The 20786-nt window shown below is 68.6% G+C and carries 19 protein-coding genes and 2 pseudogenes; 6 read left to right on the forward strand and 15 right to left on the reverse strand.

Translation table 11 applies throughout. The features are described from left to right. The 3 genes and pseudogenes from A5713_RS28505 to A5713_RS23950 all read right to left on the reverse strand — a co-directional run. Positions 1 to 160 (reverse strand): annotated as a pseudogene (locus A5713_RS28505) (TIGR04338 family metallohydrolase); the annotation flags it as partial. Then, the gene (locus A5713_RS23945; protein ID WP_068098649.1) at positions 157 to 906 is read right to left on the reverse strand and encodes a DUF2786 domain-containing protein; all 750 of its coding nucleotides are present in this window, start codon (positions 904 to 906) and stop codon (positions 157 to 159) included. The pseudogene A5713_RS28505 and the gene A5713_RS23945, both read right to left, overlap by 4 nt. Before the next feature lie 37 nt (positions 907 to 943). Continuing rightward, the gene (locus A5713_RS23950) at positions 944 to 1738 is read right to left on the reverse strand and encodes a lysophospholipase (RefSeq protein WP_369804519.1); all 795 of its coding nucleotides are present in this window, start codon (positions 1736 to 1738) and stop codon (positions 944 to 946) included. On the opposite strand from A5713_RS23950, the pseudogene A5713_RS23955 reads away from it, so the two are divergent. Together A5713_RS23955 and A5713_RS23960 are read left to right on the forward strand one after the other, a co-directional pair. Then, positions 1731 to 2861 (forward strand): annotated as a pseudogene (locus A5713_RS23955) (sigma-70 family RNA polymerase sigma factor). The gene A5713_RS23950 and the pseudogene A5713_RS23955 sit on opposite strands and share 8 nt — an antisense overlap. Then, positions 2858 to 4267 carry an alpha/beta hydrolase domain-containing protein gene (locus A5713_RS23960; protein WP_068098655.1) on the forward strand — a complete coding sequence of 470 codons (1410 nt, stop codon included), beginning with the start codon at positions 2858 to 2860 and terminating at the stop codon, positions 4265 to 4267. Before A5713_RS23955 ends, A5713_RS23960 begins: the two are co-directional and overlap by 4 nt. On the opposite strand, the gene A5713_RS23965 is transcribed toward A5713_RS23960, so the two are convergent. Continuing rightward, the gene (locus tag A5713_RS23965) at positions 4264 to 5406 is read right to left on the reverse strand and encodes a dihydrodipicolinate reductase (protein ID WP_082973130.1); all 1143 of its coding nucleotides are present in this window, start codon (positions 5404 to 5406) and stop codon (positions 4264 to 4266) included. The two genes, A5713_RS23960 and A5713_RS23965, sit on opposite strands and share 4 nt — an antisense overlap. A gap of 108 nt (positions 5407 to 5514) precedes the next feature. Between A5713_RS23965 and A5713_RS23970 the strand changes: the two genes are divergently transcribed. The 4 genes from A5713_RS23970 to A5713_RS23985 all read left to right on the forward strand — a co-directional run bounded on the left by A5713_RS23970 (position 5515) and on the right by A5713_RS23985 (position 9687). After that, entirely contained in the window at positions 5515 to 6339 is an 825-nt protein-coding gene (locus A5713_RS23970) for a MarR family transcriptional regulator (RefSeq protein ID WP_068098660.1), read from the forward strand. 21 nt (positions 6340 to 6360) lie between these two features. Beyond that, the gene (locus tag A5713_RS23975; RefSeq protein WP_068098662.1) at positions 6361 to 7095 is read left to right on the forward strand and encodes a pirin-like bicupin family protein; all 735 of its coding nucleotides are present in this window, start codon (positions 6361 to 6363) and stop codon (positions 7093 to 7095) included. 26 nt (positions 7096 to 7121) lie between these two features. Further along, complete coding sequence (locus A5713_RS23980; RefSeq protein WP_068098664.1) at positions 7122 to 8498, forward strand: YhgE/Pip domain-containing protein; 1377 nt, start codon at positions 7122 to 7124, stop codon at positions 8496 to 8498. A 79-nt stretch (positions 8499 to 8577) separates the two neighbouring features. Beyond that, entirely contained in the window at positions 8578 to 9687 is a 1110-nt protein-coding gene (locus tag A5713_RS23985; RefSeq protein WP_156752009.1) for a phosphodiester glycosidase family protein, read from the forward strand. Here the strand turns inward: A5713_RS23985 and A5713_RS23990 are convergent. The 11 genes from A5713_RS23990 to A5713_RS24040 form a co-directional block, all read right to left on the reverse strand. Further along, positions 9680 to 10354 carry a YoaK family protein gene (locus A5713_RS23990; protein ID WP_068098668.1) on the reverse strand — a complete coding sequence of 225 codons (675 nt, stop codon included), beginning with the start codon at positions 10352 to 10354 and terminating at the stop codon, positions 9680 to 9682. The genes A5713_RS23985 and A5713_RS23990 overlap by 8 nt on opposite strands. An 18-nt stretch (positions 10355 to 10372) precedes the next feature. Next, on the reverse strand, positions 10373 to 11074 hold the full coding sequence (locus A5713_RS23995) for a mammalian cell entry protein (RefSeq protein WP_068098670.1): 702 nt from the start codon (positions 11072 to 11074) through the stop codon (positions 10373 to 10375). Next, positions 11041 to 11595 carry a mammalian cell entry protein gene (locus A5713_RS24000; RefSeq protein WP_068098672.1) on the reverse strand — a complete coding sequence of 185 codons (555 nt, stop codon included), beginning with the start codon at positions 11593 to 11595 and terminating at the stop codon, positions 11041 to 11043. Before A5713_RS24000 ends, A5713_RS23995 begins: the two co-directional genes overlap by 34 nt. Continuing rightward, a complete protein-coding gene (locus tag A5713_RS24005; RefSeq protein WP_068098674.1) occupies positions 11592 to 12560 on the reverse strand; it encodes an RDD family protein in 969 nt (322 codons plus the stop codon). Before A5713_RS24005 ends, A5713_RS24000 begins: the two co-directional genes overlap by 4 nt. After that, positions 12557 to 13381, reverse strand: coding sequence for an Mce protein (locus A5713_RS24010; protein WP_068098676.1), 825 nt, complete (start codon positions 13379 to 13381; stop codon positions 12557 to 12559). Before A5713_RS24010 ends, A5713_RS24005 begins: the two co-directional genes overlap by 4 nt. Beyond that, complete coding sequence (locus A5713_RS24015) at positions 13351 to 14901, reverse strand: virulence factor Mce family protein (protein ID WP_067918810.1); 1551 nt, start codon at positions 14899 to 14901, stop codon at positions 13351 to 13353. The genes A5713_RS24010 and A5713_RS24015 overlap by 31 nt, the downstream gene beginning before the upstream one ends. Beyond that, positions 14895 to 16046: a virulence factor Mce family protein gene (locus A5713_RS24020; protein ID WP_369804520.1), complete on the reverse strand. Its 1152-nt coding sequence runs from the start codon at positions 16044 to 16046 to the stop codon at positions 14895 to 14897. The genes A5713_RS24015 and A5713_RS24020 overlap by 7 nt, the downstream gene beginning before the upstream one ends. A gap of 5 nt (positions 16047 to 16051) precedes the next feature. Then, a complete protein-coding gene (locus A5713_RS24025) occupies positions 16052 to 17665 on the reverse strand; it encodes a virulence factor Mce family protein (protein ID WP_067918814.1) in 1614 nt (537 codons plus the stop codon). Next, entirely contained in the window at positions 17662 to 19254 is a 1593-nt protein-coding gene (locus tag A5713_RS24030) for a virulence factor Mce family protein (RefSeq protein WP_068098680.1), read from the reverse strand. The genes A5713_RS24025 and A5713_RS24030 overlap by 4 nt, the downstream gene beginning before the upstream one ends. After that, complete coding sequence (locus tag A5713_RS24035) at positions 19251 to 20291, reverse strand: virulence factor Mce family protein (RefSeq protein WP_067918818.1); 1041 nt, start codon at positions 20289 to 20291, stop codon at positions 19251 to 19253. Before A5713_RS24035 ends, A5713_RS24030 begins: the two co-directional genes overlap by 4 nt. After that, positions 20288 to 20786: MCE family protein (locus A5713_RS24040; RefSeq protein ID WP_197516467.1), on the reverse strand; the 499-nt coding region annotated here is incomplete at its 5' end. The genes A5713_RS24035 and A5713_RS24040, both read right to left, overlap by 4 nt.

Raw genomic sequence — 20786 nt, forward strand, 5'->3', positions numbered from 1 at the left:
CGAATCGCGCCTCCGGCGGCAGGGTGAGCTGCGCACCGAAGAAGTCCACGGCGCGCGACCCGTGCTCGGCGGCGCGGTCGAACAGCGTCCGGACGAACTCCTCGGCCGCGTACACCTTCGCTCGCTGGGAGTCCCGCGTGGCCGACGGCCCGGGGCTCACCGGCCCAGCGGGGTGCGCGCGCCGGGCAGTTCCGGACTGTTGCCCAGCCGCGCCCGCCGGCCCGCCCGGTCACCCGCGCGCCGCGCCGCCGAGGAGTAGCCGGCCGTCGCCCGACTGACCTGGTAGGTGCCGCGCGCCTTCGAAGCGCCCCGGTAGTAGTCGTGCAGCTCGACATCCTTGTCCCGCAACGCAATAGCGGTGCCCGGTGGGCGTCGACGATCCTTGGTGGCCTCGCGCCGGGCCTCGTCGCGGGCCTCCGCCAGCCGCTGGCCCACCCGCGCCCCGAAGGCCAGCTGAAAGTTCAGCCGCGCGGTGATGGTCGGTGTGGGCCGGTGCGCGCCCGACGCGAGGTAGGCGTCCGACGCCCGCACCATCTGGACGACCAGGCTGGCGTAGAGCGCGTGGGTGGCGTCGATGTCCTCGGCGAACCCATAGGCGTACACGAACGTCGAGTTGGACGCCACGTCGCAGCGCACGTCGTTCGCACGAGCGATCAGCACGAACAGCTGCACATACGTGCGCAGGCCCTTGGTGCCCGCGTTTCCGATGGTGATGGTGCGCTGCGTCGGGGCCTGGGCCGGCGAGCGGGTGGCCGCATGGGACCGCGCCACCGCCAGGTCGATGGAGGACGCCGTCGCCAGCCGCTGGGCGGCGCTCATGAAAGCGTCCGCCTCGTGCGGGTTGTCCGTGCCCTCGGCCTGACGCAACAGTGCGGCGATGCGGGCCAGCATTTTGTCGTCGGTCATGTGCGCCAAACTACTCAAGCGATACGACAGCTTCGCCTCAGAGCCGCGCGGTGATCCACGAGACGACGTCGCCCAGCACCTGCTCGCGCTCCGGCTCGTTGAAGACCTCGTGGTAAAGCCCCGGGTAGACCTTCAGTTCGACGTCCGTCGATCCCACGCACTCGACCAGGCGCCGGCTGCCCGCGACCGGGATCAGGCGGTCCTCGGAGCCGTGCACCACCAGCAGCGGCGCGGTCAGCGCCGGCGCGCGCTGCGGCATGGTCTCGCCGACCTGAAACAGGACCCGGCCGATCCCGGCCGGGACCTTGCCGTGGTAGACCAGCGGGTCGCTCTTGTAGGCCGCCACCACCTCGGGGTCCCGGGAAATCGCGTCGACGTCCAGCTCCTGCACCGGCAGCCCGGGCACCACCGCGCCGAGCACCCGGGCGGCCAGGACCATTAGCGGCGACACCTGATCCTGGGCCGCCACGGCGGGGCCCGACAGCACCATCAGGTCGTAGTCGTCCGGGCGCTCGACGCCGTAGGCGAACACGATGGCGCCACCCATGCTGTGCCCGAGCACGACGCACTTGAGGCCCGGATGCTCGCGGGTGGCGATGCGGACCAGGCTGTCGAAGTCGGCGGTGTACTCGGAGATGTCCCGCACCAGCACCCGCTTGCCGTCCGAGCGGCCATGCCCACGGTGATCCAGCGCGTAGGTAACCAGGCCCGCCGCACCGAAACACCGTGCGACGTGGTCGTAGCGGCGGGCGTACTCGCCGAGGCCGTGGGAGAGGACCACCACCGCCCGCGGCGCCGTGTCGGGCGTCCAGACGTCGTAAACGATGCGCACGCCGCCGAATCCGTCGAAGTTCCGTTCGTCGCGGTTCACTGCACGGTCCTAGTCATTAGGGGCAGCGTAATGGCTCTCGGCGCAGGTCGCCCCGCCAGACACTGTCGTAGGCTCTCCCATTGTGGGGCTGCTTGCGCAAAATACCGCCGACTCAGAATTCGTCCCCGCGGCGGGCGGGGATTTCTCGGCACACGCCGAGCCGTACCGTCGTGAGCTGCTGGCGCACTGTTACCGGATGACCGGGTCGTTGCACGACGCGGAGGATCTGGTTCAGGAGACGTTGCTGCGGGCGTGGAAGGCCTACGACCGCTTCGAGGGCAAGTCCTCGATGCGGACGTGGCTGCATCGCATCGCCACCAACACCTGCCTGACCGCGCTGGAGGGGCGGCAACGCCGGCCGCTGCCGACCGGCCTGGGCGCACCCAGTTCCGACCCGACCGCCGAGCTCCACGAGCGCCGCGAGGTGCCCTGGCTGGAGCCGCTGCCGGACCTGGCCAACGACCCGGCCGACCCGTCGGTCATTGTCGGGTCGCGTGAGTCGGTGCGGTTGGCTTTCGTCGCTGCGCTGCAACACCTTTCGCCCCGGCAGCGGGCGGTGCTGTTGCTGCGCGACGTGCTGCAGTGGAGGGCCGCCGAAGTCGCCGAGGCGATCGGCACCACCACGACCGCCGTCAACAGCCTGCTGCAGCGGGCCCGATCCCAGCTCGACGCGGTGGGCCCCAGCCAGGGCGACCGGTTGGACGCGCCGGATTCCCCGGAAACGCAGGATCTGTTGGCCCGCTACATCGCCGCCTTCGAGACTTACGACATCGACCGCCTGGTGGAATTGTTCACCGCCGAGGCGATCTGGGAGATGCCACCGTACGCCGGCTGGTACCGGGGCGCGCGGGACATCGTCACCCTCATTCATCAACAATGCCCCGCCGAGTCCCCCGGCGACATGCGGCTGTTGCCGCTGGTCGCCAACGGCCAGCCCGGCGCCGCCATGTACATGCGCGCCGGTGAAATCCACGTGCCCTTCCAATTGCACGTGCTCGACGTGCGGGGTGACCGGGTGTCGCACGTGGTGGCGTTCCTCGACGAGGCGTTGTTCGCGAAGTTCGGGCTGCCCGGTTCGCTGTGACGGATGCGCCCGAGATCACACCCGCGCCCGGGCGGCCGCGCCTGTTGTTGGGCTCGTACGCCCTCGCCGAGGTGGGCTACACGGCGAGGGAGTTCTTCGTGTCCGGGACGGCCACCTCCTACGCGCCCACGGCGCCGCTCGGGCCGGACGGCCGGTGGAGCGTGTCCCCCTTGGGCACGGCGGATTACACCACCCGAGTCGTGGTGCTGACGCCGACGGATCCGGCGCGGTTCAACGGCACGGCGCTGGTGGAGTGGCTCAACGTGAGCGGCGGCATCGACGCGCCCGCGGTGTGGATGATGGGGCACCGGGAAATCGTGCGCGCGGGTTACGCGTACCTCGCGGTCTCGGCGCAGAAGGTGGGCGTTGACGGCGGCGCGAGCCTGCTCGGCGTGGACATGTCGCTGAAAAGCCAGGACCCGGCCCGCTACGCGCCGCTGCACCACCCCGGCGACGCCTTCGCCTACGACATCTTCTCCCAGGCCGGCGGGCTCGTCCAAACCGCCTGGGACACCGGCGTTTTGGGTGAGCTGCGCGCCCAACGCGTGATCGCGCTGGGCGAGTCGCAGTCGGCGATGTTCCTCACCACCTACGTCAACGCCGTCGACCCGTTGGCCCAGACGTACGACGGGTTTTTCGTTCACTCCCGCTTCGGCCCCGCGGCCCCGCTCGACGGGGCATCCATCTTCGACGACGCCGGCGCACCTCAGGCCGTCGCATTTCGCCCGGACCTGCGGGTGCCGTTGCTGACGATTATCACCGAAACCGACCTGTTCGGTGGCGCCCGGGAGGGCTACTACTACGCGCGTCAGCCCGACAACCCATGGCTGCGGGTCTGGGAGATTCCCGGGGCCGCGCACGCCGACAACTACACCATCCAGGTGGCACCCATCGACAGCGGCTCGGCGCCGCTGGCGGACCTCGTCGCCGCGTACGCGCCCACGAACACGCTGATGGGCCAGCAACTTTCACATCACATCAACTTCGCCCCGCAACACCACTACGTGGTGCAGGCGGCGCTCGCCGCGCTGAACACGTGGGTGCGCGGCGGCCCGCCCGCGCCCGGAGCGGCGCCCATGCAGGTGCGCGATGCCTATGGGCCGCAACCCGTTCCGGATGCCAACGGCCTGGCTCAGGGCGGCGTCAGAACTCCGTGGGTGGACGTGCCGGTCGCGCGAACCTCGGGTCGCGGCGGCGACGAAGGCGTCATGGCCGCGCTGTTCGGCTCCGGGGAACTCTTCGACGTCGACACGTTGCGCCTGCTCTACCCGCGCGGCGTCGCCGAGTACCTGGAACGCTTCACCGCCGCGCTCGACGCGTCGATCCGATCAGGCTTCATCCTGGCCGCCGACCGGGCCGAGATCCTCGAGCTGGCCGCCGCGGCCTATCCCGGCGACCGGCCTTAGAACAGCCGGCTGTCCGGCGGCGGCCCCGCCACCGGGCGGACCAGTCCGGCCCCGGTGACCAGCGGCAGGTCCAGCGCCGAGAGCAGCCCGGGCGGGGCCGCGCAGACCGCCGGGATGGAGTTGACCATCCGGGATGCCCCCGCGATGCGCGCACCCAGGTCGTGGTCGTGGTCTTCGGCCATCTCGAATTCGCAGCGCATGGTCGGCGATCCCTCGATCTCCACCCGGTAGAGGCCGCGGCCGGAGGCCTGCCCGTAGCCGAGGTCCTTCGGCGGGATCGAAATGTGGGGCTGCGGCCAGTCCGGGGCGATGTCGTCACGCATCCGGGTCACGTGGTCGAGGACGAAAGTCGGCTTGCCGCCCACGTATCCGGTCAGCGTGGAGCGCATGGCCGCGATGGTGCCGGCGGCGACGTGGCCGGTGGGCGTGTCGAAGGACTCCGCGGCGGGAATGCGTTCGTTGCTCTCCTCGATGTCGTCGATCGTGACACCCAAGCCGGCCGCGAGCTGATGTAGGACAGGGCCCCAGCCGAAGGTGAACATTCCGGGCTGGGCGGCGAACGCCTGGTATTCCGGCGGCTGGCCGAACCCGAGGATCTCGTACACGGCGGCCCGGTCCGGGTAGGTGGCGTAGTTGAACATCTCGGTCACCCGCACCCAGTCGATGGCCCGCGCAACGCCGGTGAGCACCAGCGGCAGAACGTCATTGGCGAAGCCCGAGTCGATGCCGGTGGTGAAGAACGACACCCCGCCGTCCAGCGCGGCCTGCCGCAGCCGATCGGTGAACACCGCGCCCGCCGGGCCCAAGCCGTCCGGAAACACCAGCGGCACCACCGAACACGACACCACGTTCTTTCCGGCCCGCAGGATCGAGGCCATGTCCTCGACCGCCTCCAGCGGCCGCAGGTTGGCACCGGCGGCATACACCACCGCGTCGGCGTCGCCGGCGAGCAGCGCCGCCGGATCCTGGGTGGCCACCACCCCGACCGGCGTCGTTCCGCACAGCTCCCCGGCGTCGCGGCCCGCCTTGGTGGCGCTGTGCACGACGAGGTCAACCAGCTCCAACTCCGGGTGGTCGATCACGCCGCGTAAGGCGATCACGCCCATGGAACCCGGCCCCCACACTCCCACCTTGATCACTTTGGACCATCTCCTAATATTAGGACGGTTATCCTTGTATTTTGGACGGATCGTAGGGAGGTGGCCATCAGCACGTCAACCGCCAAATCACCGCCGACCGCCCGGGTAATGGATGTGCTTGCCGCTCTTGCGGATTCGCCAACCGGCCTGATGTCCGCCGAGGTGGCCAAGCGCTGCGCGATCAGCACCTCCACCTGCGCCCTCGTCCTGGCCGAATTGGAGGGCCGCGCCTGGGTGGCGCGCCGCGAAGATCGCCGCTACGTCCTGGGCAGTGGCCTGTTCGGTCTGGTGCATGGGCTGCGCCTGCAGTTCCCGCTGCTCGACCGCGGCCGCGAGGCGCTGCGGTTCCTGCACGAGACGCTCGGCGCGGGCTGCTCGATGTCGAAGATCGGCCGGCGGCACCTGACCACCGTGGACGCGGTCGGTCACGGCACCGACGGCGGGCAGGCCGTGGGTCAGCGCTTCCCCATCGACCCGCCGTTCGGTCTGGTCGCGATGGCCTGGCGCGACGACGAATTCGTCCACGCGTGGCTGCAGCGGGTGACGCCACGGCTGACCCGGACGGAGATCGCCGAACACCAGCGGGTGCTCGCCGACATCCGGGACCGCGGGTACGGCGCCTGGCGGTTCGACGACACCCACCAGTCATTGCACGACCGGCTGACCGACCTGCTCGCTTCGCTGGAGCCGACGGCCCAGGTCACCCGCCAGCTCACCACGCTGATGACCATGGTGACGCTGCAGTCGGTCACCGATGTGCTCGAAACCGACTTGGCCGCAGCCGACTTCGTGGTGTTGCCGATCTTCGCCCACGATGGCCAGCCGGAGTACCAGGTCGAGATCCACCTGGGCCGCTCCCCCGGACTGACCCTGCCCGAACTCGACGCCGCACTGCGGCACGCGCAGGGGCTGCTCGCCGCGACAGTGGCCTGACCACCCGATTACAGTGAGCACATGTCCGCCCACGCGCACGTTCGGCGTGCGGCCGAACGTGCCGTCACCACGACGCCGTGGCTGACCTCCCGGCACTCGTTCTCGTTCGGCGACCACTATGATCCGGACAACACCCATCACGGGCTGCTGCTGGTCAATAACGACGACATCGTCGCGCCCGGAACAGGATTCGGCACGCATCCGCACCGGGACATGGAGATCGTGACCTGGGTCCTGCAGGGCCAACTGACGCATGAGGACTCCATCGGTAATCGCGGCGTGATCTATCCCGGCCTGGCCCAGCGCATGTCGGCGGGCAGCGGAATCCTGCATTCGGAGAAGAACGAGTCAACCACGGAGCCAGTACATTTCGTGCAGATGTGGGTGGTACCCGACCAGGCCGGCATCACCCCGGCCTATGAACAGCACGAGATCGAGGCGGACGCGCTGGAGGGCGCACTTGTGACGATCGCCTCAGGCATCCCCGGCCGGCCCGGAGCCATCGCCCTGCACAACCGCAACGCCGCGCTGCACGCCACGCGGTTGCCCGCCGGCGCCGCGGTGACCCTTCCGCACGCGCCGTACCTACACCTGTTCGTCGCGCGCGGCGCGGCCACGTGCGAAGGCGTCGGCGAGCTGCGGGAGGGTGACGCCGTCCGGTTCACCGACTCCGGCGGCCGGCTTGTCACCGCGACCGAACCGTCGGAGCTGCTGGTCTGGGAGATGCACGCTGAGCTGGGCGCCCCGAGCCCATAGAGTGGGCGTGACAGACAGGAGCCGGCATGTCTCAATCGCGGCCGCAGCACGCGGCGCCCAACCCCGACCGGAGCATCAAGGCGGTCCGCACGGTGCGGTTCTGGGCCGCGCCGCTGGTCATCACGCTGGCCCTGATGTCGGCGTTGTGCGCGCTCTACCTCGGCGGGATCTTGAACCCGATGACCAACCTGCGGCACTTCCCCATCGCCGTGGTGAACGAGGACGCCGGGCCGGCGGGGGCGGAGCTGACGGGTCGATTGGTCAACGGCCTGGACAAGAACAAGTTCGACGTCCGCGTGCTCACCCGCGACGCGGCCAAGCATCAGCTGGAGACGGGACACGTATACGGTTCGGTGCTGATACCGCCGAGCTTCTCGTCGAAGCTGCGGGATCTGGGCGCCAGCGCGGTGCTTCCCGGTCCCGCGGAGCGGCCGGTGATCACGATTTCGACGAATCCGCGCGCGGGCACGCTGGGCGCCAGCATCGCCGGCCAGACCCTGAACATGGCGATGGGCGTGGCCAATGGCGAAGTGGGCGAACGACTTCTCGCGCAGGTCAAGGCGCAGACCGGCGGCGCCCCGCTCGCCGGGGCCGCCGAAGAGGGCCTGTCCACTCCGATCGAGATCGAATCGACCGTGTACAACCCGCTGCCCGACGGCACCGGTAACGGGCTGTCGGCCTTCTACTACGCCCTCCTGCTCCTGCTCGCGGGGTTCACCGGCAGCATCGTGGTCAGCACCCTGGTCGACGCCCTGCTCGGTTACGTACCAGCCGAATTCGGGCCGGTGTACCGCTTCGCCGAACAGGTCAGGATCTCGCGCTTACAGACGCTGCTGCTCAAGTGGGCCATCATGGTGCTGCTCGGGCTGCTCACCTCGGCGGTGTATCTGGCGATCGCCCACGGGCTGGGCATGCCCATCGATCTCGGCTGGCAGCTCTGGGCCTACGGGATGTTCGCGATCGTCGCGGTGGGCATCACCTCCAGTTCGCTGCTCTCGGTGCTGGGCACCGGCGGCCTGCTGGTCAGCATGCTGATCTTCGTGATCCTTGGGCTGCCATCGGCGGGCGCCACCGTGCCACTGGAGGCCACGCCGCCCTTCTTCCGCTGGCTGGCCGAATTCGAGCCCATGCACCAGGTCTTCCTGGGCACCCGGTCGCTGCTGTACTTCCACGGGCGCGCGGACACCGGGATATCGCAGGCGCTGGTCATGACCTCGATCGGCCTCGTCATCGGGCTGCTCCTGGGCGGCGTGATCACCCACGTCTACGACCGCAAGGGCTACCACCGGGTCGCGGGGGCGGCCGAGATGGCGATCGCGATGGAACACCAGGCGCGCCAGGGCAAGCACGAGCGGACTGACGCGACCGAGCCTGAGCCCGAAAGCTCAAGCGAGAAGACGTAATTCGAACGCCGCCCGAGCGTCATCGGCCCGTTATCTAGATTGACAGTGTGACTGGTGTGACTGATGATGTTGATGTTGCATCCAGATCCGGGCCGAAAGGGCGATCGTGCTGACCCGACGCGCCAGCTTGCGCCGGCTGGTGGCCGGCTGCACCGCCATGGTCGCGTGCGTCGCCCTGGCGAACAGCACGGGCCAGCCGGTGGCGCGCGCCGCCGACGGCCGCGACCTGCTGGCCAACGCCATCGACACCACCAAGGGTTCGTACCTGGTCTACAACTTCGGGCCCGGTCACCCCGCGCCGATGCTCAACGCCGGCGGCAGCTGGTATGAGATGAACAACGGCGGCCACCTGATGATCATCAAGAACGCTGCCGGGCGGCTGTCGCCCCACCTGCTGGTCGACACCCACCAAGGGGATCAGGCGCGCTGCGAGAGCAATCCCGGCGCCCGCACCGCCGAGGGGCTGTGGCAGGCGTCGGAGCTCTACGCGCCGCTGCAGGCGTGGCAGCGAATGGGCCAGCCCACGATCGCGATCAACGCCAACTTCTTCGACGTGCGCGGCCAGAAGGGCGGTTCGTGGCGGCAGACCGGCTGCAGCTCACCGCTGGGCGCCTTCGTGGACAACACCCACGGCCAGGGCCGCGCCAACCAGGCCGTCACCGGCACCGTCGCCTACCCCGGCAAGCAAGGCCTCTCGGGCGGCGGTGAGAGCTGGAGCGCGCTGACGACGATGATCCTGCCGTCCGGCGGGGCGCCGTACGTGGTGTGGCCGAGGACCAAGAACGACTACGACTCCGCCACGCCCGTGGTCGCCGACCTGCTGAACAAGAACGAGCGGTTCGTCGCGGTGTCCGGGATCGGGCTGCTGGCCCCCGGCCAGAATGGGCAGCTGCACGACGGGGGACCCAGCGCCGCGCGAACGGCCCTGGCGTACTCGAGGCAGAAAGACGAGATGTACATCTTCGAGGGCGGCAGCTACACACCGGACAACATGCAAGACCTGTTCCGCGGGCTTGGCAGCGACAACGCCGTCCTGCTCGACGGCGGCGGGTCGTCGGCGATCGTGTTGCGCCGCGACACCGGCGGCATGTGGGCCGGCGCGGGCTCGCCGCGCGGGTCGTGCGACACCCGGCAGGTGCTCTGCGATTCGCACGAACGGGCGCTGCCCAGCTGGCTGGCCTTCAACTAGCCGGCCCGAAGCGGAAGATCAACAGGCTGGCCGCCACCACGGCCGCCGTGACCGCGAAGACGGGCGCGACGACGAATCGTGACATGGTCGCGCCCAGGAACGCGCCGGCGCACATCGTCGACACGACGCTGAGGCGCAACGCCTGACGGGCGCCGGTGCCGCCGGCCAGGCGGCTGTCCAGGCCGAGGCTGACGATCGTCGACGTCAGCACGGTGGTGGACAATTCCTGGATGCCGAACTGGCGCGCGCTGGAGTGCTGCAGGCCGAACGTGACCGCGAGAATGCCGATCATGACCAGCTTGGTGTTGTCGTGATACCGCAGGATGCCGGTGCCGGCCAGCGTCGCCAACGCCAGCAAAAGGGCGATCTCCGTTGCCAATACGGTGGTGATCCACGCCCGCGCCCGGTCGGCGAAATGCCGCGACACCCGGCCGCTGAGGATCGTGGTGCAGACGAAGGTGGGCAGGGCAACCACGACCGCGGTCAGGTCGATGCTCGTTCGGGGCGCCAGCCAAAACCCCAGGAAGATAACGTTTCCCGTCATGTTGGCCACGAACACGTGTCCGAGCACCAGAATGCTGATCGCGTCCGCCAGGCCGGTGGCGAAGGTCAACAACAGCAGAGCCGCGACGGTCGAGCGCTCCGACACCGGCGAGGTAACGGCCATGGGTCGTAGCAGACCGCGCTAGACGTGCGGCGTCAAATCCAGCGACGTGATGGTCGTCATCCTGGTCACCAGCCACCGGTTGTTGGCGCGCTTGAGGAACAGCCGGTAGGACAGGTACTTCAGCGAGGGCACGTTTTTGGTCAACGGGCTGGTGGATGTGGTGTTGGTGTACACGATGACCACGGCGTTGGCGTCATCGATCGACTCGACGGCCGCGCCCGTGACGTCGGTGTGGTTGGTGATCTTGGCCTGCTTGTTGGGCGCCACGATGGCGTCGACGAACTTGCGGTACTGCGCCTCGAAATCCCCGCTGAGGTAGCGCGACGCGCGGTCGGCGAGGGTGTCCATGTTCTCGGGCGTGTAGGTCCACAGCGTGGTGATCGCATCGGCTGCGGTCCGCGCCACTTTGAGTTTGGTTGCCGCGGCGGCACGATCGGCCAGGTAGGGCTGCACGGTCGCACCAGCGAATGCCGCCGATCCAACGAACAGCACCGCGGCGGCGACGACGGCGATCGCCAGCCGCTTGCCGGCCAGCCATCGCCGCCTCGTGCGAACGCCGGGTTGCGCGTCGGCGGCCGCATCGTCGTCCGTCGTCGATTTTTCTGCGGCAGAACCGCCTTCGTCGGCGTTTGGCGAATCCGCGCGCCCCTCCGAGGCCGGCCCCTCCGAGGCGGTCTCGTCGGCGGCTAGATCACCTGCTGCAGGTTGCTGATCTTCCACTGCTTCCCTTCCTGCGCGGCGGTCGCCGTCCACCGGTTGGCGTTTTCCCAAACTTGTTTACCGTCAGGCGATTTGGTGCTGACCGCGGTCGCCACGATGACGGTTGCGCTGCCATCGTCGTTCCATCGCTCAACCCCCGCGTCCAGGACGGTGCCGGTGGCCGGCTCGGCGCGGGCCACCTGTAGCAGGATCTCGTTCGCCTTGTCGCGGTACTCCTTGGCGAAGTCGCCGGTCGCCTGGGCGAGAACCCGAGTCACGTAATCGTTGGCATGGAACGGGTCGATGGAGGTGAACTGCGTCATGAAGCCGGTCACGTAACTGAGCACCTCGCGGTTCCTCGACGCGGCCCGCTCGCGGGATTCATGGTCGGCGAGCATCAGGCTGCACACCGTGATCGCGGCCGCCATGAAAACGGCGGCGACGCCGCTGGCCCACGCCAGGCCCCAAGGCCGCCCCGGCGGCACCGGGCTCGGGACCAGCAGGGGTTGCTCGTCCGGCGTGAACTTGCGGCGCGGGCTCACTTTTCGGTCCCGGCCGGTTTGGGCTTGGTGAGCACGGTGAGGTCGTCGACGAGCCAACGGCCGCCGTCCTTGGTGAACGTGACCCGGACGGTGGCGGAGATGTAGCGTTCGTCGGGTGCGGAGCCGCGCCGTCCCTGCATGAACATCAGCATCGTCGCCCGATCCGGCGACGCCGACTGGATCGCGTGGTCGGTCACCCAGTACTCGTTGATGACCGGGGTGCCCTTCTGCACCATGTCCTGCTGGGCGGCCAGCTGCTTGCGGTATTTGTCGGTCGCCAACGCCAGGGCGCGGGCGAAGTCGTCGTGCAACGACTTGGGGTCGTAGGTCAGCATTTGCGCGACGATCTTGGGCCCCTGCGTGTCGAGCTGGGCCCGGGCCCGGTCGGTGGCCCGATCGGGGGCGAACACCGCCGCGTAGCTGATCGCCGCGCCGGCGATGCACAGCGCGGTCGCGCCCAGCACCACGACGGCCGTCCACCGGCACACGCCGAATGCCGGCTCGGCGGGTTCCCGACGTCGCACCTCGGTGCGCAACAGCATGTCGGCGAAGGTGCGGCGCCCCGAATCCCACAGCGGCCAAAGCCATCCCACCACCGAGACGGTGTCGAGCAGGTGGGCCAGGTCGCGCAGCAGCAGCGCCCACGGCCCGACGGGCTCGCCATCGCGCCGCGCGACCGCCACGCCGAAGAGGGCCCGTCCCACGCTCCAGCCGGTGACCGTCGGCAACAGCAGCCGGTTCGCCAACACCAGCAGGATCACGATCCCGATGGTCGCGACGCAGAGCCACCACCACACGCCTCGCGGCGGAACGGTGAAGAAGACCAGCGCCAGCGTGGCCACCGCGGCGGCACCCGGTAGCACGTCGACGGCGAACGCACCGGCACGAAGATGCCAGGGCGCCAAGGCATTCGGCGTGGGCTCCTGGGCGGCCGTGGCCGGTGGCTTCTCGACCACCACCGTCACTTCGTCACCTGGTCGAGCTTGGCTATCTTGTATTGGCCTTCGGCCAGAGCCATTTTCACCCGCAGGCGGTAGCCGGTCTCGTTCTGCGTCTGATCGTTGGCGACCTTGACGCGCACCGCCACCAACACATCGACGGAACCGTCGGGATTGTTGCGTTCGACCGCGGCCCGCATGTCGGACACCTGGACATGGACGTTGGCGGCCTGATACGCCTGGACGAGCATGCTGGTATAGAGCAGCGCCTGGGAGCGGAAAGCGTCGGTGCCGCAGTCGATGATCTTCTGTTCGCTCGCGGCCATCGCGTTGGTGTCGGGGGCCTGGGTCGCCGAGACGCAGTCGACGGCGGCCTTGAGCGCCGCGGCGTCGTTGCGGGCGATCGCCTGGCTTTCGTGGTGGTAGCGCAACGCGAAGTAGCCGCCGGCGCCGGCGGCCGCGGCGCAGAGCACGAGCACCGCAGCGATGCCGGCCAGCCAGCCCCGCCCCAACCGCGACGGGCGGCGTGCGGCGGCGGCCTCATCGGGTGCGGCCCCGGGACCGGTCTCCTCGCTTGCGTCCTCCGGTTCGGCGGGCTCCTCGGTCGTCACTGCGGGGCTGGTCGGTTCGGCTCCGCCCTCGGATTCCGGCGAATCCTCGGCCCTCACCTCAGGGCTGGTCGGGTCGGCTCCGCCCTCGGATTCCGGGGAATCCTCGGCCGTCACCTCGGGGCTGGTCGGGTCGGCGGCGGCCGCCGTGTCCTCGTTCTTCGGACGCCGTCTGCCCAGACGACGAAACTTCGGCATCGGTGGGGGGTTCAGCCGGCTGGTGCCAGCATCTCCTTCCATCCGTCGTCTCCTGTTCTGGCCGAGTTTTCGACGGAGTATTTAACCCCGTCTGGCCCTACCAGTTCACCGCTTTGGGGGCTGTAGGTCGCCACTGGTGGCCCGCTGGGCGTGTAAACACACGGGTTGGGCTGCTGGCCGTTGCACTGCACCGTACCCGACCCCGGCCGCGACAACGGGTCGCTGGTCGGCGGAGGGGTCCCGGCGACGCGGTCCGAGGGGGCCGGGTTCAGGCCGGTGTCGATCGACGGCGCCGGGATCACCTGGCCCGGCTTCACCGGCTGGTCACAGCGGGCCGCGGGCGCGGGGCAGGTCAGGATCTGATTGGGATCGCCGTACCAGGGGTTGGTTCCCGCCGGAACGTACGGGTTGGGGTCTCGGCATTCCCGCGGTGTGGCCGCCCGTTTGCCCTCGATATCCGTACACGGGATGTTGCGCGACCCGCGCACGCTGTTGGCCGGGGTGTCCATCGGAATCTTGCAGTAGGTGCCCGACGGCAACGGCTGAATGCTGGTGTCGGCCGGGGACCGCCATTCCGATGCCGGGATGAAGCCGGTCAGGCACGGCGGCGGCTGGTTGATCGACAACGCCAGGTCCAGTGCCGCCATGTTCGGGAACGGCGCCGCCACCGTCTGGGCGATCGACGCGCCCTGCGGCAGGAACACCAGTACCTGCTCGACGCCGGTGTGGTACCGCTTGAGCAGGTCGAACACCACCTCGAGGTTGGCCAGCGTCTGCGGCAACGAATCCCGCACGTCGTTGAACACCTCGTTGACCTGGTCGGCCGTCGGCGCCGCCTGGCGCAGCACGCTTTTCACGTGCTGGTCTTCCTGGGCGGACTGCGCGCCCAGCCTGTTCAGGTTGCGAGCCCAGCGCTCGATGGCATCACCGGACTTGACCTGGCTGTCCAGGATCGGTCCCGAGTTCTGGATGATGTCGTTGACGTCGGTGATGTTGGTCTTGAAATCACCGACGATCGCCTGAGTGGAGTCCACCAGCCGCTGCAGGGCCGGACCCAGTCCGCCCACGGATTGCGCTGTCTCGTCGAGCAATTGGGCGATCTTGTCCTTGGGCAGCACGGCGAGGCCGCGGTTGGCCGTGTCCAGCGCCGGACCGATCTCGGCCGGCACCGTGCCCTTGGTGATCGTCTGACCGTCCGACAAGAACTTGCCCGGGTTCCCGGTCGACTCCAGGTCCAGGTACTGCTCACCGACGGCCGACACCGAGTGCACGTTGGCCGTCGCGTCGGTGGGGATCTTGTAGCGGCTGTCAATGCTCATCGTCGCCTCGGCGCCCCGCTCGGTCGGTTCGACGTCGGTGACCTTGCCGATGGTGATGCCGCGATACGTCACGTTCGCCGTCGGATACAGGCCGCCCGACGCGGGCAGCTCGGCCTTCAGCGTGTACCGGCCGACGCCGACCAGGCTCGGGATCTGCAGGTAGTACACCCCGAGCACGAGCAGCGAGATGACGGTCAGGATCCCGAACGCGATCAGCTGGCGTCTGACGAAAGGAGTCAGCAATTCCTGTCCCCCCTTTCCACCAGTGGCCCGCCGGGCGCGTCATTCGGGTTCGGCGTGTAGCGGACGTCGGGGATCATCGTCTCGGGATCACGCCCGAACGACTGCTCGAGCGCGCGCAGGGCCCCCGACAATCCGGTGCCGGTGAGGAACGCGTTGTCTACGGAGCTGTAGGTCACGTCGAGCGTCAGCGAGATGTTGATGTAGTCGCCGCGGAAGATCTTCGGCACCGTGTCGATGTCGAACGGCTGCGTGAGGATCAGCTTCAGCGCACCGATCAGATACGGCGAGGCGCGGCCCAGCTCTTTGAGCGGGCATTGCAGCGCCTGCAGGTCGGTGTGCAGGGGCCCGCGGGCTTCCGACAGGTACTGGTCGGCGGCCTGGCTGAGGCGTCCCACCGCGTCGACGGCGTTGATCAGCAGGTTCTTGGTGTCGGCGAAATGCTTGACCAGCGGCGGGATGTCGGTCAGCACCCGGTCGAGGACGTCGGCCCGGTTGCCGACGTAGCCCAGCAGCCGGTTGGTCGAGTCGATCGCGTGGGTGATGTCGTCGCGCTGCTCGTTGAGCTGGCTGGTGAAGGTGTCCAGCTTGCCCAGGAAGGACCGGATCGCCTCGCCGCGGCCGTTGAAGATGTTGTAGACCTCGTTCTGCAGCACCTCCAGGTTGGGGATGCCGCCGCCGCGCAGGATCAGCGACAGGCTCGCCAAGGTCTGCTCGGTGGTCGGATACGACGAGGAATTCTTCAGCGGGATGGTGTCGCCATCCTTGAGCAGCTGCGGCGACGGGTTCGGCGGCGAGGCGAGCTCGACGTGCTGGGAGCCCAGCAGCGAGGTCTGGCCGATCTTGGCGGTGGCGTTCTTGGGCAGCTTGACGCTCTTGTCGATGCCCAGGGTCAGCGTGGCAATCCAATTCTTCAGCTCGATCTTCTTGATCGACCCGACGAAGACGTCGGCCACCATCACCTTGCTGTTGCCGTTGATCGCCAGCGTGTCGGGAACCTGCACGTAGAGCGTCATGGCACCCGAGCCGCTGCCGGGGCCACCCGGGATCGCGACGTTGGAGATCCCGCGCCAGCCGCACGAACTCAACACCAGCGCGGCGACCAGCAGGACCAGCCCCTGCCAGGCCCCGCGGCGAACCAGTCTCAACGACCTCACTGGCCACCCCCGAGGTCAGCGGGGACGGCCGGCCCACCCGCGTTGGGTGCGGGCGCCGCGACCGGCGCCGGCGTTGGGGCCACCGGGCCCGGGGCCACGCCGGGCCCCGGGGGCGGCGGCTGGATCGGCACCGGCGCGTTCAGGCCGATGGGCGGCACGATCGGGTTCTCGTCGTAGGCGTTCGGCGGTCCCGGCGGGGTCTGCAGATTCGACTGGACCGGCGCGATGTTGGGGCCTCCCATGAGTTCGGCCAGCGAATCCGGCGTCATCAGGCCCGCGGTGATCGGCCCGACCTGCTGGCCCTGCATCCCCGGCGCCACGATCCAGCCGGGCTGGGTGTTGCGGTGCGACGTCGGGGTGTCCGGGACCCAGATGCCGGGCACGGTGGTGTCCTTGTATCCGTTCGGCGGGTGCAGCCGGTCCTCCGAATAGGCCACTTCCTTGGGCAGGGTCTCGGCAGTGCTGAACAGGTTGGCGCCGAACGGCAGGTAGTTGAACTTGATGGCGTCGAGGATCGGCGCCAGGTATTGCGCGCACAACTCCGCGGACTCCTGATAGCCCAGCCGGCTGCCCGCCTGGATCGAGCTGCAGATGAACTGCATCGGGTTGGCGAAGTTCGTGATCGCCGGGATGGCGACCACTGATCCGTGCGACGGGTGATAGATCTGGTTGATGTTCGCCGCCGCCGTCGGCAGGACGTGCAACGCGGTCTCCAGCCCGTTGAGCGGATCCGGCTGCAGGATCGTGTTCGTCACGGTCGCCAGGTTGTTGATGTCGTAGGTCAGCACCTCGCGGTTCTTGTCCAGGAACGGGCGCACCGTGGACAGCAGGCCGTCGAACTGCTCGATGGCGTTCGACAGGTCGCTGTCGTTGTGCGCGAGCCGCGTGGTGAACTCCGCCAGGTTCTGGTTCAGCGCGACGAACTGCTGGTCGTCCTTGTGCAGCGCGTTGACGAACAGCGCCAGGCTCTTCACCACGGCGAAGAAGTCACCGCGGCCCTCGTTGAGCGCGGTGAGCGCCTGCGACAGGTTGCTCAGCGTGGTGTTGAACTCCTTGCCCTTGCCGGCCAGCCCGTTGGCATAGGACTCGATGACCTCGCCGAATGGTCCCGTCGGCTGCTCCGGCGTGGGGCCCAGTTTGGAGATGATGTTGGTGATGCTGTTGCGCAACTGGTCCCATTCCACCGGGACCTGGGTGCGCTCCTCGGGGATCACCGCGTTGTCGGCCAGCACCGGGCCGCCCTTGTAGGGCGGCTCCAGCTGGATTGCCCGCGAGGCCACCAGTGTCGGGTTCAGGATCACCGCGTTGGCGTTCGCCGGCACCCGATACTTGTTCTCGTAGTGGAAGGTGACCTTCATCTTGTCGCCGGCCGGCTCGATCTTGTCGATCGCGCCCACCCGCATGCCCATGATCTGGACCTTGTCGCCCGGGTACAGCGCGTTGGCCGCCGGGAAATAGGCCACCACCGTGTTGTTGGTCAGCTTCTCGAAGAGCCGCCACCCGACGAACCCGACGACGATGGCCAGCACGATCACCAGCGAGCCGAGGATGACGGTCGCCCGGGTCAGTTTCGGTAGCCGGATGTTCCGGATGTCAAAGGCGGTGCTCAATTCTGGCTACCTCCCCCGGCTGCGCCGCTGCCTCCCGATCCGCCGGGGTTGATGAAGGGTGCCGGCAACTGTTCGCCGGGCCCGGGTGGTGCCGCCGGCCCCGGCGGGAAGCCGGGCGCGAACGTCGACGGCGGCGGCGTCGGTCCGGCCGGCGCCAGGTTCTCGGTGCGCGCACCCGGCGGCGCCTGGGCCGGCAACGGAACGGGCGTCCCCGGAACATCCGGCGGCGGGTCACCCGGCCGTCCGGCGATCGGGATGCCCGGTGTCGGCGGCAGACCGCCCGGGTTGGGCGGCGAGGTCATCACGTCCACCGGTGCCGGGAAGCCCGGACCGCCGAACGGACCGATACCCCCACCTGCGCACGGCAGCGGATTCCATGGCCGCGGCAGACCCTCGTCGCCGACGGTGACGTTGCCGCCCGGGTTGCCCGGGGTGTAGGAGCAGGGCGACCCCGGCGGGACGGCCGGCCCCGGATGCTCCGGCGTGCCCTCGAGCACCGGGGGCGCCGGCGGCGGTGCGCCGTTGGGGAACCGGGTGCCATTGGGGTCGGGCCACCGGAACTCGGGCAGGCCGGCGCTACGCCAGAAGTTCTCCGGGTCGATGCCGCGCTTCTTGAACGCGGCGTCCACCCACGGCTGGATGATCTGGTACAGCGCGAGGTTGTGCAGGACCACCTTGAAGAACGGCCCCGACGCGATGGCCTCGTTCAGCGACGGCAGGAACTTGCCGACCTCGGTGAGCCCCGCGGCGACGTCGTCCTTGCGCTCCTTGAGGATGTCGCTGACCTGACGCAACTGCTCGAGCACGTGATTGAGGTTCGGGTTGTCGTTGATGAAGCCCTTGACCTGCTCGGAGAAGGCGGCGACGTTGGCCAGCAACGCGTTGATCGCCTGCCCGCGCTCGTTGAAGGCGGCCAGCAGCGTCTTGGTGTTGACCAGCAGCCGGTCCACCTGCTCGCTGCGGTCACCCAGCACGCTGGCCACCTGGTTGGCCTGGGCCAGCAGGTGCTTGACCTGCTCGTCGCGCTTGCCGATCGTGTCGGAGAACTTGGCCACCCCGTCGAGCGCCGCGCTCAAGTGGGGGTAGGTCTGGTCGATGGTCTGCGACAGCACGTGCAGCGATTCCTTGACCGTGTCGATGTTCCAGCCCTGCGCGGCCTTGGTGACGTCGAAGAACGCGTCGTAGATCTGGTAGGGCGTCGTGCTCTGCCCGATCGGCAACGAATTTCCGGGCCTCAGTTGCTGATTGCCCCGGTTCTCGACCTCGAGGATCTTCTTCCCCAGGATCGTGTCCGTCTTGATCGCCAGCCGGCTCTCGGTGCCGATGGACGCGGTCCCGAGGTTGAATTTGACCAGGATGTGGTCGTTTTCGATGCTGATGGCCTCGACCTTGCCTACGTCCACGCCGGCGATGCGCACCTTGTCACCCACCCCGATGCCCCCGGTATCGGTGAACTGGCCGTAGTAGTGCGGCTTCGCCATCAGCATGGGCACGCTGGTGAAGCTCTGACCCACGCCGATGACGAGCAGGGTCACGATGATGCCCATCAGCCCGATGCGAACCCGGTTGGGCGGTTCCAGTGTTCTCATTGCGGCGTGCACCTACCCGTCGGCTGCTGGAATAGCCGGACCGTGCGGACCGGACCGCCGCCCTGCAAACCGTTGATCTTCAGCGTGATGTCGCAGGCGTAGAAGTTCACGAAGTCGCCGTAGGAGCCGATGGCGCGTCCGATCATGTTCAAGGCGGTGGGCACCCTCTTGAGGTAGTCGTCGAGGCCGTCGCGCTGGTCGATGAGCGGCTGCTGGATCGCATCCAGGTAGTTGAGCGTCTTGTGCAGCAGCCCGCGGTCCTCGGCGAGCAGGTCGGCGACCGTGCCGGCGGCGTTGCTGATGTGCGCGGTCCCGCCGGCCAACTGGTCGCCGTGGTCCTTCAGCCCGGTGATGAGCACCTCGAGGTTGTTGACCGTCTGGTCGAACTGCTGCCGGTGGCGGACCGTGGTGTCCAGCACGATGTTCAGGTTCTTGATGACCTCGCCGATGGCCTGGTCGCGCTCACCGAGCTGGTTGGTCAGCTGCGCGGTTTGGTCGAGGATGTCGTTGATGGTGCCGCCCTGGCCCTGGAACACCGTGATCAGGGACGTCGCGATGGTGTTCACCTTCTGCGGGTCCAGAGCGCGGAACAGCGGTTTGAAACCACCGATCAGGGCGTCCAGGTCCAGCGCAGGCGAGGTCCGCGACATCGGGATGAAGCCGCCCTTGGGCAGGATCTTGTCGGCGCCCTCGCCCTCGCCACGCTTGAGCTCGAGGTAGCGGTTACCGATCAGATCGAGGTAGCGGATCTGCGCGGTCGTCGACTGGTACAGCGGCACCGAGCGGTCGACGTTGAACTTCACCCGCGCCCGCTTGCCGCCGTCGGCCAGCTCGACCGAGTCGACCTTGCCGATCTCCACCCCGGAGGCGCGGACGAACTGGCCCGCCCGCAGCCCGCTGGCGTTGGCGAACTCGGCCGAGTACGAGGTCGTGCGGTCAAAACGCATCTGACCGAACACGACGATGATCATCACAGTGAAGATCAGCAGCACCAACGAGAAGATGCTGAGCCTGACGATGGTTCCGGTGATTTTCATGGGTTGATCGTGTTATCCCCTACTTGGCGGCCCCAGACGTACTCGATGGCGTACGGGGAACCGGTGTCGAGGTGGTTGTACGGCGCGATGCTGTTGCCGCTGTCCATCACCAATTCGGGTGCGGGCCACAGGTCGTGGGTGATCTGCTGCCAGCAGCCGGGGGCGCCCCCCGGCCCGCCGCGCGCGTTCACCCGCGGCAGGTTCTCCGGGTAGGTGTACGGGTTGGGTGCACCGCCGACCACGCCGGCCAGCCCGCCGACCAGGCTGGCGAGGGTGGCCACCGCCGACACCGGGTTGGCCAGCAACCCCAGCCCGGACAGCGCCTCGGTGTGGGCGACCAGCGAGTAGCCGTTGCCGCCCAGGAACGAGGAGGCCTTGGGCTCGATGTCGTGGTAGTTGCGCAGCGTGCAGAAGATCTCGGGGCTGTAGGTGTCCAGCAGCTGGGCGCTGGGCACCAGGTCTTGGGCCCCGCGCGCCAGATACGGCCCGCCCCGA

It is taken from the genome of Mycobacterium sp. E2497 (assembly GCF_001668695.1).
Taxonomy (GTDB): Bacteria; Actinomycetota; Actinomycetes; order Mycobacteriales; family Mycobacteriaceae; genus Mycobacterium.

What these genes read in the sequence shown, in the direction of transcription:
- A5713_RS24035 (WP_067918818.1), bottom strand. Translation starts at nt 20,291, where the DNA reads ATGAAAATCACCGGAACCATCGTCAGGCTCAGCATCTTCTCGTTGGTG.
- A5713_RS23990 (WP_068098668.1), bottom strand. Translation starts at nt 10,354, where the DNA reads ATGGCCGTTACCTCGCCGGTGTCGGAGCGCTCGACCGTCGCGGCTCTG.
- A5713_RS23980 (WP_068098664.1), top strand. Translation starts at nt 7,122, where the DNA reads ATGTCTCAATCGCGGCCGCAGCACGCGGCGCCCAACCCCGACCGGAGC.
- A5713_RS23945 (WP_068098649.1), bottom strand. Translation starts at nt 906, where the DNA reads ATGACCGACGACAAAATGCTGGCCCGCATCGCCGCACTGTTGCGTCAG.
- A5713_RS24030 (WP_068098680.1), bottom strand. Translation starts at nt 19,254, where the DNA reads ATGAGAACACTGGAACCGCCCAACCGGGTTCGCATCGGGCTGATGGGC.
- A5713_RS23970 (WP_068098660.1), top strand. Translation starts at nt 5,515, where the DNA reads ATGGATGTGCTTGCCGCTCTTGCGGATTCGCCAACCGGCCTGATGTCC.
- A5713_RS23975 (WP_068098662.1), top strand. Translation starts at nt 6,361, where the DNA reads ATGTCCGCCCACGCGCACGTTCGGCGTGCGGCCGAACGTGCCGTCACC.
- A5713_RS24010 (WP_068098676.1), bottom strand. Translation starts at nt 13,381, where the DNA reads ATGGAAGGAGATGCTGGCACCAGCCGGCTGAACCCCCCACCGATGCCG.